Genomic DNA, 16,375 nt, shown 5'->3' on the forward strand with positions numbered 1-16,375 from the left:
ATGACCGGATGCGGATCCGGCCGGTCGGGACCCATGCCCTGCTGCTCGACTGCGACGACCCCGAGCAGGTCGAGGCGTGGCGGGCCGAACTGTGGCACCGGCGCGCGAGCGGCGAGCTGACCGCCACCGAGATCGTCCCGGGCGCGGTCACCGTGCTGCTCGACGGCGTACCGGACCCGGAGGCGGCCGCCGCCCGGATCGCCGGCTGGCGTCCACGGGCCGCCGACTCCGGCGCAGCCACCGAGGAGGTCCGGGTGCCGACCGTGTACGACGGCGAGGACCTGCCTCGCGTCGCCGCCCACTGGGACACCGACGTGCCCGCTGTGGTCGACCGGTTGCGGCGTACCGAGTTCCGGGTCGCGTTCTGCGGGTTCGCGCCCGGGTTCGCGTACCTGACCGGGCTGCCGCCCGAGCTCGCAGTGCCCCGGCTCGCCACGCCGCGTACCCGGGTGCCGGCCGGCTCGGTCGCGCTCGCCGGCCCGTACGCGGGCATCTACCCCGCCGCGTCGCCCGGCGGCTGGCTGCTGGTCGGCCGGACCGACCTGCCGCTGTTCGACGTACGCGCCGACCCGCCGGCCCGGCTCACCCCCGGCACCCGGGTCCGGCTGGTCGACGCGCCGTGATCGAGGTGCTGCGGGCCGGGGCGCTCACCACAGTGCAGGACCAGGGCCGCCCCGGCTGGGCGCACCTCGGCGTGCCCCGCTCCGGCGCGCTCGACCCGGCCGCGCTGCGCCTGGCCAACCGCCTCGTCGGCAACGACGAGCACGCCGCCGGGCTGGAGATCACCATGACCGGCTGCGTGCTGCGCTTCACCCGGGCCGTAGCGGTCGCGCTCACCGGCGCCCCCGCCGAGGTGGTCGTCGAGTGGCCGCCGCCCGGCGCGCGGCGGCGTCCGGGGGACGTGGGACGGCCGCTGGCGCTGCCGGCCGGGGCGGTGCTGCGCGTCGGGCCGGCCCGGGCCGGGGTGCGCACCTGGCTGGCGGTGAGCGGCGGGATCACCGTCGAGGCGGTGCTCGGCAGCCGATCCACCGACACGCTCTCCGGGCTCGGGCCGCCACCGCTGCGCGACGGGGACCGGCTGCCGCTCGGCATCCCGGACGGTCCCCCGCCCCCTGTCGACCTCACCGTCACCGAGCCGTTGCCGGACGAACTGCGGCTGACCGTGCGTCCCGGCCCCCGGCAGGGCTGGTTCACCCCGCAGGCGCTGTCCCTGCTCTGCGGCAACGCGTACACGGTGAGCCCGGACAGCAACCGGGTCGGCGCGCGGCTGGCCGGCGCGGCACTGCCCCGCGCGGTGGCCGGCGAACTGCCCAGCGAAGGGCTGGTGCTCGGCGCGGTGCAGGTCCCGCCGGACGGCCAGCCGCTGGTCTTCCTCGCCGACCACCCCACCACCGGCGGTTACCCGGTCGTCGGGGTGGTGGACGACGTGACCCCGCTCGCCCAGGCCCGGCCAGGCGCTACGGTGACGTTCCATGGACCTCAACGCTGACCTCGGCGAGGGATTCGGAAGCTGGCGGCTCGGCGACGACCACGCGCTGCTCGACCTGATCAGTTCCGCGAACGTCGCATGCGGCTTCCACGCCGGCGACGCGCCCACCATGCACCGGGTCTGCGCCGCCGCCGCCGAACGCGGCGTCGCGGTCGGCGCGCAGGTCGGCTACCGGGACCTCGCCGGCTTCGGCCGGCGGCACATCGCGTACGACTTCGCCGAGCTGCGCGACGAGACGATCTACCAGCTCGGGGCGCTCGACGCCTTCTGCCGGCTGTACCGCACCCGGGTCCGCTACCTCAAACCGCACGGCGCGCTCTACCACGCGGCCGCCCGCGACGAGGCCCAGGCCGCCGCGCTGGTGGCCGCGATCAGCGGGTACGACCACGAGCTGCCCGTGCTCTGCCAGCCCGGCAGCGTGCTCGCGCAGCTCGCGACCGGCGCCGGGCTGCGGGTGGTGGCCGAGGGGTTCGCCGACCGCAACTACCTCCCGAACGGCACGCTGGTGCCGCGCAGCTCACCGGACGCGCTGGTGACCGACCCGGAGCAGGTCGCCGTCCGGGCGGTACGGATGGCTGTCGAGCAGACGCTCGTCGCTGTCGACGGGACGGTGATTCCCTGCCCGGTCGAGTCGATCTGCCTGCACGGGGACACGCCTGGTGCGGTGCGGTGCGCGGAGCTGGTGCGGGCCGCGCTTGTCGATGCCGGGGTCACGCTCACTCCGTTCGCGTGAAAGGAAGGGCCCCCTGTTAACGCCTCCGGTAGAGGAAGGGGCCCTTCTTAACACGCGCTGTCAGGCGTCCATGCCGCGTAGGACCAGCGGCACGCGGGTCGCGCCGCCGGTGACCACCCGGACCGGCACGCCCCAGTCCTGCCGCGTCAGGTGGCAGGCCGCGTGCTCCACGTCGGCGTCGCACGTCGCCGCCTGGGCGGTCACCTGGAGCACGCCCTGAGCCACGTCGCCGCTGACCACCAGCTTGCGGGACAGGTCGGTGGTGGTGCCCGCGCCCTCGACCAGCAGCTCCGGCGGGGACGCCGAGACCACCAGGCGGGTCGACGGCCCGTACGTCTCGTCGAGCTTCTGCCCCGGCGCCGGCGTGAAGATCACGTCCAGGGTCAGCTCCCCGGCCGTCACGTCGGTCGGCTTGCGCTCCAGCCGGTGCCGGGGGCCGTCCACCGTGTTCGCCCCGGCCGAGGTCAGCGCGCCCGGCGCCAGCCGGGTCAGCCGGTGCGCGGCCGACTCGACCACGAGCACGTCGCCCTCGCCGGTGAGCACCAGGTCGCTCGGCTCGGCCAGCCCGTCCGCGACGGTGCCCACCTGCCCGGTCTCCGGGTCGAAGCGGCGCACCGCCCCGTTGTACGTGTCGGCGATCAGCACCGAGCCGTCGGGCAGCGCGCACACGCCCAGCGGGTGCTGGAGCAACGCCTGGTCGGCAGGGCCGTCGACGTGCCCGAAGTCGAACAGGCCCTGACCGACGGCGGTGTGCATCACGCCGCCTTCGACCCAGCGGATCGCGCTGGTCTCGCTGTCGGCGATCCAGAGCCGCGAACCGTCGGCCGACACGGACAGACCGGACGGCTGCGCCATCCACACGTCCGGCAGCGGGCCGTCGCGCAGCGCCTCGACAGTGGTCCCGGCGTACATGCCGGCGGTCCGCTTGATCGGGTCGAACCACCAGAGCTGGTGAATGCCGGCCATGGCGACGATCACCCGGTCGTCGTACCAGGCCACGTCCCACGGGGACGAGAGGTCGACGGCGCGGGCGTCGTGCGCGTGGTCGTCGACGGTCGAGCGCCACTGCCGACCGGTGCCGGCCACGGTGACCACCTCGCCGGTGGACAGCCGTACGCCGCGCAGCAGGTGGTTGACCGTGTCCGCGATCACCACGTCGTAGCCGGCCACCTCGGCCACGTGCGGCGGCAGCAGGCAGACCCCTTGCGGCTCGGCGAACGTGGCGGCGGTGGCCGGGCCGTCCGTCCGGCCCCGGGAACCGGCGCCGATGCGGCGGACCACCGTCTCGCCGTCGGCGGCCAACTCGACCAGGGAGTGCCGGGCCGAGTCGCTGACCAGCAGGTTTCCGCCGTCGAGCGGCAGCGCCTTGCCGGGGAACCGCAGCACGGTGTCCGGCTCGGCCGGCGGCACATACGGGCCCTCGCCCCGGTGCAGCGTGCCCTTGGCCTCGTGGGCCGCTGTCAGCTGGTCGATCAGCCGGGCGAGACCTTCGGCGTGCCCTTCGCCGGCCATGGTGGCGACCACGTAGCCCTCCGGGTCGACCACGGCCAGGGTCGGCCACGCCTTGGCCGCGTACTGCTGCCACATGTCCATGTCGGCGTCGTCGAGCACCGGGTGGTGCACGCCGTACCGTTCGACGGCCGCGGCCAGCGCCGCCGGGTCCTTCTCGTGCTCGAACTTCGGCGAGTGCACCCCGATCACGACCAGGACGTCGCCGTACTTCTCTTCGAGTGGCCGCAGCTCGTCCAGCACGTGCAGGCAGTTGATGCAGCAGAAGGTCCAGAAATCCAACAGGACGATCTTGCCTCGCAGGTCGGCCAGCGTGACGGCCTTGCCGCCGGTGTTCAGCCAGGACCGGCCCCGCAGTTCCGGTGCCCGTACGCGTGCGCTCATGCCCCCATCGTGCCGCACCGGCCGGGCGCGCTCCCGGCGATCCCGGGGTGAACAGACGCACACCGAAACGGCGCGGAGCGCCCACCCCGGCGAGGGGTGGACGCTCCGGCGTACGTGCGGTTACTGGCCGGCGGGCTTCAGGCAGAGCACCCGGGTGGTACCGCCGCTGTCGACGGAGACCGTTGGCTGCGTCAGATCGGCGCACTTGTCCTTGTTGTCCACCTTCGACACCACGCTGAACGCGCCCTGCTCCCCGCAGTCGGCGGCCACGGCGGTCTCGCCGGACTGCTTGACGCAGGAGCCGACCGCCGGGTCGAAGCCCGCCGGCTTGTCGTCGCCGACCTTGCCGAGCAGCGTGAGCAGACCGAGCGGTACGGCGAGGATGAGCACCGCCGCGATCAGCACCGCGGCCAGCACCCGTCCGTTGCGTACCTTCGGCGGGGGCGCCTCGGTCTGCGGCTCGGCGGCGTCCGGCTTGAACGCGTCGAACCGGCCCTGCTCCGGCTCACCGGACGGTCCGTCCTGCGACCAGGCCGGCGGGGCCTGCTGCGGCGCCGGGAACGGGCTCGTGTCTCCCGGCCGGCCCTGGCCGGGCACTGCGACGGAGGCGCGCCCACCGGCCGACGGGCCGAACTGGTCCGGCTGGCCGCCGAACGGCTCGGGACGGCCGGCCGGGCTGCCGAACGCCTGGTGGCCGCCGGGAGAACCGAATGGATCCTGGTGGCCGCCGGGAGAACCGAACGGGTCCTGGCGGCCGCCCGGCGGGCCGAACGGGTCCTGGTGACCGCCCGGGGTGCCGTACGGGCTCTGCGGGCCGTCGAACGGGTCCCGGACCGCGCCGGGCTGCTCGCCGCCCGGGTGCACCCCGTTGGCGGGGCGGGTGTTCGCGGGCGGGTCCATGAAGGACGGCACACCGGCCGGGAACGGCGGCGGCGCGGCCGGCGACGACGGCGGCACGGCGGCGTACCCGTGCGGCCCGTCGGCGTCCTCGGCACGTGACTGCGGGCCGGGGAAGCCGTTGTCCGGGCCGAATCCGGACGGCCCGTCCTGGTCGGGGAAGCCGTGCCCGTCCCGCTCGGGCGCGTCCTCGGGCTCCGGGCGGGCCGGCCGGCCGTACACCCGGGGCTGCGGCGCCGGGGTGCCGGTCGGCAAGGGCTGGTCGGACGGCGGGGTGACCCGGCTGGTCACCGGGACCGACGCGCTGGCCGAGACCGGGCCGCCCTCCGGGGAGGTACGCGGGCCGGGCACGGACGCCGACTGCGGCTCGTCGTTGCCGGGGCGGGACGCGCCCCACGCGCCGTCGCCGCGCTCCGGCTCGTACCCCTGGGGTTCGGCCGGCGCGGGCGGGTGGTCGGCGGGCGACGACGCGGCAAGCGAGGCACCGGGCACCCGCTGCTGCTGTGCGGGCAGCGGCACGGCGTTGCCCGGCGAGATGCCCGGCGCGGGAGCGGGCTGGTACGCCGGCGCGGAGTCCTCGGAGCGGCCCCACGCCTCGGCGGGCGACCACGGCTCGGCGGCCGGTACGGCCGGGCGGTCGTCCTGGTTGCCGCCCCAGCCGGTGGGCGCGTCGGGAGCCGGTACGGAGACGCTCGCGCGGGCTGCCGGCGCCTCGGCCGGTGCGGCGGCGCCCCAGCCGGGCTGTGCCGGCTCCTCCGCCGGCCGCCCGGTCTCCTGACGCTGCGGCACGGACGCGGCGCCGCTCCAGGCGCCGGCCTGCTCCTCGGAGTCACGCTGCTGCGGTACGGCGGCGGCACCCCAGCCGCCGGGCTGCCGGCCCTGGTCCGGCTCGCCCCAGCCGCCCGGCTGCGCCGCCTCGGCCGGGTTGGCGGCGCGGCCCGCGGCCCAGCCACCGGAACGGTCCGGGTCGTCAGGGCGGACAGGCTCGTCCCAGCCACCTGCGCGGTTCTCGGGCTGCGGGGCGGGCCAGCCGCCGGAGCGGTGCCCCTCGTCGTGCTGCGGTCCTCCCGTCGGACGCCAGCCGCCGGAGCGGTGCGGGTCGTCCTCGGGAGCGGCGGAGCGGTTGTCCTGATCGGACTGCTCCGGAGTGGACCACGGAGTGTCCGGCCGGGTGGCGCCGGGCACCGAGACCGCGGCGGCGGCCCGGGCGGGCGGATCGGCCGGCGGCCAGGTGGCGCCGGTCTGCTGACCCGGGGGCGCCCAGGCCGGCTGGCTCTCGCGCGGCGTCCAGCCGCCGGAGCGGCCGGGGTCGTCGGCCGCGGCGGGCTGCTCGTCACGCGGGTTCCAGCCGCCGGAGCGGTTCGGGTCGTCCGGCGGCGCGGCGGCGGGGGGCCAGCCACCGGCGTGTCCCGGGGCGTCGTCGTGCTGCCCGCCGGTGGGCGCGAAGCCGCCGGAGCGGTGCGGGTCGTCCGGCGGGGCGGGCGTGACCCAGGTCTCGTTCGGCACGGTGGCCGGGGCGGGGACGTAACCGGTGCCGCGAGCGGCCGGGTCGCCGGACGGCGACCGGACCGGCTGCTCGCCGGAGCCCCACCCCTGGCGGTTCTGCTCCGCGGCCCAGGCCGGCGCCGTCGGCTCGGCAGGGCTGCCCGGCGGCGTGGCGGCCCAGGCGGGCGGCGCCGGGTCGGCGGAGCGGTCCGGGCGGGGCTGCTCGGGTGCGCCCCACGCGGGGCTGCCCTGGCCGGGGCCGGCCCAGGCGGGGGTGCCCTGGTCGGTGCCGCCCCAGGCGGGCTGCTGCCCGCGCTCGGCGGGCGGTGGGACCTGGGCGGTGGCCCGGCCGGTCACCGGCTGGCCCGCGGGCGGGGCCCACGGGGGTGGCTGTTCGTCGTTCGCGGCCCAGGCCGGTTGCGCGGGCCGACCGGCCGGCGGGGGCGGTGCCCAGCCGAGGTCGGGCGCGCCGTTGTACCCGTTGTCCTGCTGCGCCGGCTGATCGCCGTACGGCACCGGTCCGCCGGTGCCCGGCGACACCTCGCCCGGCTCCTGGCCGGGGCGGTGCGGAGCCTCGGACGTCATGGGTGCGCCTCCTCCATCACAGGTCGGCCGCCGATGCCGGTCGGGGGAACCGTCGGCATGGTTGCCGGCGTCGCCGGCGGGTACCGGCCGTGCGGGCTCCCCGCACCGTATCCGGTGGTTGCCCGGAGCCGCCCGGGGGAGCATCGGCCGTCACCGAAAGTCACCGGACGACGTCGATGAGTGTCACTTGCTCGCGTCGGCCCGGAACCACCGGTTGGCGACCGTGCCAACCGTACCGGGCGCTGCGGCGAGGTGGAATCCCGGTGCCGACCGATGCCGATACGCCGAAGACCCGCCCGGTGTCGGGCGGGTCTTCGGACTGGAGGAGGTGAGAAAGGTCTGTGGCGTCAGCTCATGTGACGCTGGGCGATGGCGAGAAGCTCCTCGCGGACCGCGGGCGAGTTCGCGGAGCGCAGGGCGTGCTCGATGGCACGGGCCCGGCGGTTGGCGTCGCGGCGGGTGCGGATTCGCTCGATCATGCTCATCTTGGGTCTCTCCTCCTGGCTATTCGGTTGTCAGCCCCTTGATGTCTCTATTTAAGCGCATCGGGCCGCCGATCGCCATCGATTATTAGGTGAGCTGAGCCACGTGCCTAAGGATCGTAGGTCCAGAGCGGCTTCGATCCTATGATTCGGTTCCCAAAACGGTCACGGCCGGTGTGCCGGGCGCTCACCCGTGGCACACCGGCCGTGACCGGAGCGGTGGTACGTCACGTCCAGGCGAGCAGCGCCGCCTCCGGGTCGGCGAGGAACTCCCCGATGTCGCGGAGGAACTTCGAGCCCAGCTCACCGTCGATGATGCGGTGGTCGAAGGAGAGGCCGAGCGTGGTCACCAGGCGCGGCTTCACCTTGCCCTTGTGCACCCACGGCTGCTCCCGTACCGCGCCGAAGGCGAGGATCGCCGACTCGCCCGGGGGCAGGATCGGCGTACCGGTGTCGACGCCGAAGACGCCGACGTTGGTGATGGTGAGCGTGCCGCCGGACATGTCCGCCGGGGACGTCTTACCCGACTTCGCGGTCTGCACCAGGTCGGTCATCGCGTCCGCCAGCTCGCGCAGCGAGAGCCGCCCGGCGTCCTTGATGTTCGGCACGATCAGGCCACGCTCGGTGGCCGCCGCGATGCCGAGGTTGACGTACTCCTTCACCACGATCTCGTCGCCGGCCCAGGTCGAGTTGACCATCGGGTGCCGCTTGACGGCCAGCAGCACCGCCTTGGCGACCAGCAGCAGCGGCGAGACCCGGACGTCGCGCCACTCGCGCCGGTCGCGGAGCCGGTCCAGCGCCTTCATCGCCCGGGTCACGTCGACGGTCAGGAACTCCGTCACGTGCGGGGCGGTGAACGCCGAGCGGGCCATGTTCTCCGCGGTGAGCTTGCGTACCCCCTTGACCGGGATGCGCTGCTCGCGGTCCGCGCCGAAGCTCGCGGCCGACATGGCCGGCGCCGCGACCGACTGCGGCTCGGCCGCCGCCGGGGTCGCGGTCGCCGCCCGCTGTACGTCCTCGCGGGTGATCGAGCCGAGCGGACCCGAGCCGGTCAGCGTGGCCAGGTCGATGCCCAGGTCCTTCGCCAGCTTGCGGACCGGCGGCTTGGCCAGCACCGGACCGGTGACCCGGCCGTTGCCGTTCACTGTCGGAGCGGTCGCCGGCGCGGGAGCGACCGGCGCGGGTGCCACCGGGGCAGCGGCCTGAGCCGGTGCCCCGGCCGGCGCGTCACCCTTGCGCGGGCGGCGCTTGGCCGGCGCGTTGCGCGGGCCGTAGCCGACGAGCACCGCGGTGCGCCCACCCGGGGCGACACCACCGATCAGACCCGGCTCGACCATGCCCTCGGCGGGCGCGACCTGGACCGCTGCCAGCGACGCGGCCGACGGCGTGGGCAGCTCCGACGCCGGGGTCGCGGTCGTCGACTCCTCGATCGGCCCGGCGCCCGGGTCGGTGTCGATCGCGATGATCGGCACGCCCACCTCGACAGTGGACCCCTCCGGGTGGAAGATCGCCTGCACCCGGCCGGCCCACTTCGCCGGGATCTCGACCGCCGCCTTCGCGGTCTCCACCTCGACGATCGGCTGGTTCAGCTCGATGTCGTCGCCGACCTTGACCAGCCAGGCGAGGATCTCGCCCTCGGTCAGGCCCTCGCCCAGGTCGGGAAGGTTGAACTCCTTGATCCGGGACATGCCGCTCACCAACCGAAGGTGCGGTCGACGGCGTCGAGCACCCGGTCCAGGTCGGGCAGGTACTCCTCCTCCACCCGGGCGGCCGGGTAGGGCGTGTCGAAGCCGGTCACCCGCAGCACCGGGGACTCCAGGGAGTAGAAGCACTCCTCGGTGATCCGGGCCGCGATCTCCGACCCGAGACCCAGGTTGCCCGGGGCCTCGTGCACGACCACGCAGCGGCCGGTGCGCCGCACCGACTCGTACACGGCGGTCAGGTCCAGCGGCGAGAGCGTCCGCAGGTCGATGACCTCCAGCTCGCGGCCGTCCTCGGCGGCGGCGGTGGCCGCGTCGAGCGCGGTGCGCACCATCGGGCCGTACGCCAGCACCGTCGCGTCCGTGCCGGGCCGCACGACCCGGGCCGAGTGCAGCGGGTACGCGTCGGCGATCGGCGCCTCCAGGTCCACCGGACCCTTCTCCCAGTAGCGCCGCTTCGGCTCCAGGAACACGATCGGGTCGTCCGAGGCGATCGCCTGCTGGATCATCACGTACGCGTCCTGCGGGTTCGCGCAGCTCACCACCTTGAGACCGGCGGTGTGCGCGAAGTACGCCTCGGGCGACTCGGAGTGGTGCTCGACAGCGCCGATGCCGCCGCCGAACGGGATGCGGATGACCATCGGGATCCGCACCTTGCCCTGCGAGCGGTAGTGCATCTTCGCCACCTGCGACACGATCTGGTCGTACGCGGGGTAGACGAAGCCGTCGAACTGGATCTCGCAGACCGGCCGGAAGCCACGGATGGCCAGGCCGACAGCGGTGCCGATGATGCCGGACTCGGCCAGCGGGGTGTCGATCACGCGCTGGTCGCCGAAGTCCTTCTGGAGGCCGTCGGTGATCCGGAACACGCCGCCGAGCTTGCCGACGTCCTCGCCCATGATGACGACCTTGGGGTCGTTCTCCAGGGCCCGCCGCAGGCCGGTGTTGAGCGCCTTGCCGAGGGTGAGCGTCTCCGTGGCCATCAGTGGGCGCTCCCCTCGAACGACTCCATGTACTGCGAGAACCGGGCCCGCTGCTCGTCCAGCTCGGGAGACCCGTTGGGGTAGACGTGGTCGAACATGCTGACCGGCTGCGGGTCGGGCATCGCGAGCACGCGCTCACGCAGGTGCACCGACTCGGTGCGGGCCTGCTCGTCGACCTCGGTGAAGAACGACTCGTCGGCGATCTTCTGCTTGGTCAGGAACGCCTTCATCCGGGCGATCGGATCCTTGGCCTGCCACGCCTCGACCTCGCTGGCGATGCGGTAGCGGGTCGGGTCGTCGGAGGTGGTGTGCGCGCCCATCCGGTAGGTGTACGCCTCGATCAGGCTCGGGCCCTGGCCGTTGCGCGCGTTGTCCAGCGCGTGCCGGGTCACCGCGTACGACGCGAGCACGTCGTTGCCGTCCACCCGGACGCCGGGGAAGCCGAACCCGCCGGCCCGGCGGTACAGCGGGACGCGGGTCTGCCGCTCCAGCGGCTCGGAGATGGCGTACTGGTTGTTCTGGCAGAAGAACACGAGCGGGGCGTTGAAGACGCTGGCCCAGACGAACGACTCGTTGACGTCGCCCTGGCTGGTGGCGCCGTCGCCGAAGTAGGCGATGACCGCCTCGCCGTCCTCGCCGCCGGTCTTGCCGTCCATGGCGACACCCATGGCGTACCCGGTCGCGTGCAGGGTCTGCGCCCCGATCACGATCGTGTACATGTTGAACTTGAACTCGTTCGGGTCCCAGCCGCCCTGGTCGACGCCGCGGAACAGGCCCAGCGGCATGATCGGGTCGATGCCACGGCAGTAGAGCACGCCGTGCTCACGGTAGGTCGGGAAGGCCATGTCCTGGGTACGCAGCGCCCGGCCGGAGCCGACCTGCGCCGCCTCCTGACCCAGCAGGCTGGCCCACAGGCCCAGTTCGCCCTGGCGCTGCAGGGCGGTGGCCTCGGCGTCGAGCTTGCGCACCAGGACGAGATCGCGGTAGAGCCCGCGGTACTCCTCGTCGGTGAAGTCGACGCGGTACTCGGTCCCGTCCGGGCCGAGCGCGGTCTCGATCCGCTCACCTTCCGGCGTGAGCAGCTGTACGAGTTCCGGTTCACCGGCCGCGGCGGCGCGCCTGGTGCGGGGTGCGGCCCGCTTGCTGCGGGCGGCGGCCCCGGGGTCGCCCTTTGCCATCCGTCTCTCCCTGTCTGTCTGCGCCGGCACCGGGGGTTACCCGAGCCGCGCACCTCGTGCGCCCGCCCCGGCTGATGCCGGGCCGGTCCCTGGCGACCGCGCCTGACCCCGGTGGGGGTTGCCGCGCGGCGTGAGCCCGGGATCCGTCGCGGACGGACCCAGGCCCGGGAGCGCCGGCGTCGTTCCGCACCAGCCGCGGGGTACGCGGAGGTGGCGGCTGCGTTGCCGTCGTGCCTGAATGATTGCAGAGGAGGTGAGCGGGCCCACAGTATGGCCTCCCCCACGAGCGAGGTTCCATCTGGTTCATGACGGATAGCCGTCTTTGTCGCCAGTGGTGCGATCGGCTGACGTACAAAATGTGTGTCGACACGCGGTTGCGACTGGTGAACTGAACGTCACTGGGTCAAGCTTGCAATGAGCTTTTGCGCGGCATTTGTCCGATATCCGCGCGGGCTCTCCCCGTCCCCGTCCGCGCGTGAGGAGTGTGCCGGTGTCCGAACCAGAGGGTCCCCCCGGCACGCCCTTCCTCGGCCGCCACCGGGCGCTGCCCGCCTCCCCGTACCGCCGGGTGATCGGCGCGCACCGCGCCCCCGGGGCGGGTGGACCCAGCCGGGGCTACCTGCTCACCGTGGCGCTGCTCGCCGGCACCGCGTCGATGCCGATCCTCGCCGCGGTCAGCACCGGATCGGCGACCGTGGGCAACAGCGCGCTCCCCGACACCAGCACCCCGTTCCTCCCGACGCCCTCGGTCGGGCCGGTGGTCATCCCGGTGCCCCAGGCGACCCAGCCCGCCGTGCCGTCCACGCCCACGCCCGCGGTCGACGTCACCTCCGTACCCCCGGCGCGGCCGGTGCTCCCGGCCGCGCCGAGCCTGCCCGACGACAGCGACCTGGCCGCCCGCCACCGCTCCCGGCCGGTGGCCGCGCCGCGGCCACCGGCCACGCCGGTCCGGCCCACCCCGGTCCGGCCGCCGCGCCCGTCCCCGGTGCCGTCGCCGTCACCGTCGCACTCGCCGTCCGACCCGGGTACGCCGACGCCCGAGCCGAGCCCCAGCCCTGAGCCGTCCGCCACGTCCGTCGAGCCGACGCCCTCGACGGGTTCGTCCGAGCCGTCCGGCCCATCGGGTACGTCCGGTCCCGCCGAGCCGTCGGGTCCTGCCGATCCGTCGGGTCCTGCCGATCCGTCCGGTCCCGCCGAGCCGTCCGCCACCTCCGCTACCTCCGAGCCGTCGGGTCCCGCCGAGTCGTAGGGTCCTGCCGGGCCCCGCCACCTCCGCTACTTCCGACGCCAGCCCGTCGGCTCCGTCCGAGCCGTAGGCCACCTCGTCCGGTTCCACCGCCGAGCCGACGTCACTCGCCGGCCGTTAGGGAGCGCGGTCTCGCGCCCGCACCCCTCATGATCGACACCACCCCGGCGTAGTGGTGCAGTCCCGACCGGCCCGATACAGCCACTTCGCCGAGATGGTGTCGATCAACGAGGTTGTGGGTCTTCCCGGGACATGCCCCTGCCATTGCGGCGGGGTGGTCCGGAGCGCGCAGACCACATGATCGACGCCATTACGCCGTGGTGGTGCGGTTCCGGCGGGCCCGATGCCGCCACCTCCCCGAGATGGTGGATCAACGAGGGGGAGGCCGGACAGGGCAGGCGCATGATCGACACCATTACGGCGTGGTGGTGTGGTCACGGCCGGCTTGAGGCAGCCACTTCGGGGAAGTGGTGGATCAACGCGGTCCGGGGGCATGCCCTCACGTCGGGCGGGGTGATCCGGCCAGCCTGCATGATCGACACCACTTCGGCGAAGTGGCTGGATCAGACCGGTTGCGACCACGCCACCTCGCCGAGGTGGCGGCGAGGTGGCGGCGATCATGCGGGCGCGACTGCCTAGGCCGGGTCGTCGGTCAGGCGGTGGCGGTTCGCCTCGATCCAGGCGTTGAGCGCCTCCGGGTCGTCCGGATCCACGCCGTCCGCCATGAGCTGGGCCACCGCCGCGGTAGCCGGACTGCGCCGCTCGCCGGTGCTGTAGAGCCGCGCGAACTCCGGGACCATCTCGGTGATCGCCTCGTCCGTCCGGGCGGCGGCCGGCTGCGACAGCCCGCGCTGCCGGGCCGCGTACGCCGCCCAGGCGCGCAGCACCCGGGGCAGCATGGCCGCGTCGTCCATGTCCAGCACGGCCCGCCGGTGCACCCAGTCGAGCAGGAACAGCTCGGCGACCATCGGGCTCCACCGCATCGGGTCGGCGTCCGGGAAGCTGGCCGCGTGGTCGAGCAGCAGGCCGAGGCAGAAGTGCAGCGAGGCCAGCTCGCCGTCGGCCACCTCGGGCAGGCCGAACCGGGCCGCCTCGGGCGAGTCGAGGAACGCGCGTACCAGACGGGTGCGCTCCTCGTCGGTGGGCGGCGGCACGACAGCCGGCCCGGCCGGCGGGGTCGGCCCGGGCAGTACGGCCAGCCGCGCGCCCACGAGCGCCCGGTCGGTGGCCAGTGAGCCCTGCGCGGGCAGCTCGGTGAGATCGTCGGTGACCGCCAGGTGGCGGCTCACCTCGGCGTGCATCCGGGCCGGGTCCTCGGTACGGAACCAGGTGAACTCGTCCTCGGTGCAGATCTCCCGGGCCTGCTCCACGATCCGGGCCGCCGGGCCGCCGACGAAGACGTCCTTGGTGATGCCGATGTTGTGGTCGACCAGCGCCACCAGCGCGTGCTCCGGCCCGCCCTGCTCCTCGTCGTCGTAGGCGAACGTGGCGAGGTAGGACGTCTGGTCGCCGTACACGTCGCCGTACGCCCAGGCGCCCGTGACGTGCACCCGGCCGAGCTGGGCGGTCCACGTCGGGGCGTACGCGCCGGGTCGGACCCGGGCGGCGCCCTCGGCGTCGGGCACCAGGGCGGCGAAGACGGCGCGCAGGGTGGTCGCGGCGGCGCTGCGCCGCCGGGACGTGGCGGCGAGGAAGCCGGTGACGAACTCGCGGACGGCCTGTTCCCGGTCGTGTTCCGCGACGGCGTAGACGCTGCCCAGCAACGCGGCGCCGAGCATCTCCGCGTCCAGGGCCGAGTCGAGCCTCGTCACGTCGCGCGCGGCGTGCAGCACCGCGTCGTAGGGGGTCTGTGGCGTGGCCATGCATCGACCCTACGCCGCGCGAGCCGCCCCCACACCGGTCAGCACGCCGGGTTCAGCGCCGCCCGGCCTCGCGCAGCGCGTCCCGGCCCGTGCCGTAGCGGGTCAGCACCGCCCACACCGGGTCCAGCACGTACTTCTCGCCGACGCTGCCCACCGAGGTGAGCAGGCGTCGCTCGGCCCGCGCCCGGGCCCGCCGGGCCGCCCATCCGACCACCGGCCGGGTCAGCGCCGCGATCAGCAGCCCGGCCAGCAGGCCACCGAGCAGCAGGACGGTGGGCCATGGCACCACGCCGAGCGTCGGGTGTTCCAGCGGCGGCAGGCCGAGCAGGCGCACCGCGTACCCGAGGAGCAGCCAGAGCAGGCCGGCCAGCGCGGTGAGGGTGACCACCCACTGGAGCACGCCGACCACCCGCCACCAGGCCGGCCGGCGGTCCATGCCCAGGTCGGTCGCGGCGACCGCGTGGTCGAGCGCGCCCGGCAGGTCGGCCTGCCGGGACCGGGCCGCGGCGGTCACCGCGGCCGGCCACGGCGTCGGCAGACCGGCGCCGTGCCGGTCGGCCACCGCGCGGATCGCCAGCGTCAGCGACGAGCGCTGCGCGGCCGTCGGATCGGGTACGGAGGTGGCCGCGACCAGGCTCTCCCCCGGCGCGTCCGGGTCCCGCCCGGGCAGGTGCAACCGGCGCAGCGGGTCCGGTCGCAGCTTGCGCCAGCTCCGCAGCAGCGGCCAGCCGGTGTTGCTGACGGCCCGGTGCCGGTACGCACCCTCGACCGCCTGAGCCACAGTCGGCACCCCGGCCGCCCCGGCCAGCGCCCGGGTCAGCTCCTGCGCCGAGGCGTCACCGGGCCTGGTGCTCGGCGGTTCCGGCCCGACGAGCGGTTCGAGATCGGCCACCACGGCGTCCACGTCGCCGGAGAGCCGGCGCAGGGCGGCCTGCCGTTCGGCGACCGTACGCTCCAGCTCGGCCCGCAGGCCGCTGAGCCCGTTTGGGTCCACCGCTACCGTCGGCAGCAACGGCACCCCGCCCAGCCCGTCCTCGTCGAGCAGCCGGCGCAGGTCGTCGAGGACCTTGGGCAGCTCGGTCGGGTGCAGCCGGTCGGCCTGGTTGAGCACCACGACCGTGACGTCCTTGTGCCTGTGGAATTCGCGCAGGTAGCTGGTGTGGATCACGCGGTCCGCGTATTTCTGTGGGTCGACCACCCAGACCACCAGGTCGACCAGGCCCAGCAGACGGTCCACCTCCAGCCGGTGGCCGTGCTGCACCGAGTCGAAGTCGGGCAGGTCGAGCAGGACGAGGCCGTGCAGCATCGACTCGTCGTCGCCGTCCAGCGGGCTCTCCCGGACGAACCGGTGCCGGGGCAGCACGCCGATCCAGTCGAGCAGCCGGACCGCGCCGTCCAGCGGACCCCACACGCAGGCGTGCGCGACGCCGGTGGTCGGCCGGCGCACCCCGACCGGGGAGAGGTCGAGCCGGGCCAGCGAGTTGAACAGGCTCGACTTGCCGCTGCCGGTCGCGCCGGCCAGCGCCACCACCGTGTGCCGCCCGGAGAGGGCGAGCCGGTCACCGGCCCGCTCGACCACCGTGTGTGCGGCGACCAACTGGGCGTCGGGCACGTCACCGTCCACCGCGCTCAGGAACCGCTGGATCGCCTGGAGGCGCTCGATCAGCACGTCCGGGTCGACCCGCTGCTCGCTGCGCAGCGCGTCACGCATCCGTCCGACGACGTTGCTCACGGTGCCTTCCTCGTTCGTGACTGCGGGGCTCGCAGGACCGGCTCACTCCTCGCGCTCACGGTGCCTTCCTTGCTCGCGGCTGCGGGGCTCGCAGGACCGGCTCACTCCTC

The 16,375-nt window shown here is 74.6% G+C and carries 13 protein-coding genes; 5 read left to right on the top strand and 8 right to left on the bottom strand.

What is annotated here, in order from left to right:
* Positions 1-8 precede the first annotated feature (8 nt).
* The 3 genes from FHU28_RS03465 to FHU28_RS03475 are packed head-to-tail and all read left to right on the top strand — an operon-like array spanning position 9 to position 2,222.
* Positions 9-623, top strand: a complete 615-nt coding sequence (locus FHU28_RS03465) for a 5-oxoprolinase subunit B family protein (RefSeq protein WP_184680773.1) — start codon at positions 9-11, stop codon at positions 621-623.
* A complete protein-coding gene (locus FHU28_RS03470; RefSeq protein WP_184680776.1) occupies positions 620-1,489 on the top strand; it encodes a 5-oxoprolinase subunit C family protein in 870 nt (289 codons plus the stop codon). The genes FHU28_RS03465 and FHU28_RS03470 overlap by 4 nt, the downstream gene beginning before the upstream one ends.
* Positions 1,473-2,222, top strand: a complete 750-nt coding sequence (locus FHU28_RS03475; RefSeq protein ID WP_184680778.1) for a LamB/YcsF family protein — start codon at positions 1,473-1,475, stop codon at positions 2,220-2,222. Before FHU28_RS03470 ends, FHU28_RS03475 begins: the two co-directional genes overlap by 17 nt.
* Positions 2,223-2,282: 60 nt before the next feature.
* On the opposite strand, the gene FHU28_RS03480 is transcribed toward FHU28_RS03475, so the two are convergent.
* The 6 genes from FHU28_RS03480 to pdhA form a co-directional block, all read right to left on the bottom strand.
* Positions 2,283-4,115, bottom strand: coding sequence for an NHL domain-containing thioredoxin family protein (locus FHU28_RS03480; protein WP_184680781.1), 1,833 nt, complete (start codon positions 4,113-4,115; stop codon positions 2,283-2,285).
* A gap of 120 nt (positions 4,116-4,235) precedes the next feature.
* A complete protein-coding gene (locus FHU28_RS03485) occupies positions 4,236-7,082 on the bottom strand; it encodes an LppU/SCO3897 family protein (RefSeq protein WP_184680783.1) in 2,847 nt (948 codons plus the stop codon).
* A 347-nt stretch (positions 7,083-7,429) separates the two neighbouring features.
* Positions 7,430-7,567, bottom strand: a complete 138-nt coding sequence (locus FHU28_RS03490; RefSeq protein WP_013283356.1) for a hypothetical protein — start codon at positions 7,565-7,567, stop codon at positions 7,430-7,432.
* Positions 7,568-7,791: 224 nt separating this feature from the next.
* Positions 7,792-9,252: a dihydrolipoamide acetyltransferase family protein gene (locus FHU28_RS03495; protein ID WP_184689183.1), complete on the bottom strand. Its 1,461-nt coding sequence runs from the start codon at positions 9,250-9,252 to the stop codon at positions 7,792-7,794.
* A gap of 5 nt (positions 9,253-9,257) precedes the next feature.
* Complete coding sequence (locus FHU28_RS03500; RefSeq protein WP_184680785.1) at positions 9,258-10,247, bottom strand: alpha-ketoacid dehydrogenase subunit beta; 990 nt, start codon at positions 10,245-10,247, stop codon at positions 9,258-9,260.
* A complete protein-coding gene (gene pdhA / locus FHU28_RS03505; protein WP_184680788.1) occupies positions 10,247-11,425 on the bottom strand; it encodes a pyruvate dehydrogenase (acetyl-transferring) E1 component subunit alpha in 1,179 nt (392 codons plus the stop codon). Before pdhA ends, FHU28_RS03500 begins: the two co-directional genes overlap by 1 nt.
* A 490-nt stretch (positions 11,426-11,915) precedes the next feature.
* On the opposite strand from pdhA, the gene FHU28_RS03510 reads away from it, so the two are divergent.
* On the top strand, positions 11,916-12,674 hold the full coding sequence (locus tag FHU28_RS03510) for a hypothetical protein (protein ID WP_184680791.1): 759 nt from the start codon (positions 11,916-11,918) through the stop codon (positions 12,672-12,674).
* A 294-nt stretch (positions 12,675-12,968) separates the two neighbouring features.
* Positions 12,969-13,310: a hypothetical protein gene (locus tag FHU28_RS03515; protein WP_184680795.1), complete on the top strand. Its 342-nt coding sequence runs from the start codon at positions 12,969-12,971 to the stop codon at positions 13,308-13,310.
* Here FHU28_RS03515 and FHU28_RS03520 read toward each other — a convergent pair.
* Positions 13,307-14,533 (bottom strand): hypothetical protein, encoded by a 1,227-nt coding sequence (locus tag FHU28_RS03520; RefSeq protein WP_184680797.1) that lies wholly within the window; start codon positions 14,531-14,533, stop codon positions 13,307-13,309. The genes FHU28_RS03515 and FHU28_RS03520 overlap by 4 nt on opposite strands.
* A 52-nt stretch (positions 14,534-14,585) precedes the next feature.
* The gene (locus FHU28_RS03525) at positions 14,586-16,244 is read right to left on the bottom strand and encodes a GTPase (protein WP_184689191.1); all 1,659 of its coding nucleotides are present in this window, start codon (positions 16,242-16,244) and stop codon (positions 14,586-14,588) included.
* Between the last annotated feature and the right edge of the window lie 131 nt (positions 16,245-16,375).

The sequence above is a fragment of the Micromonospora echinospora genome (assembly GCF_014203425.1).
Classification (GTDB): domain Bacteria; phylum Actinomycetota; class Actinomycetes; order Mycobacteriales; family Micromonosporaceae; genus Micromonospora; species Micromonospora echinospora_A.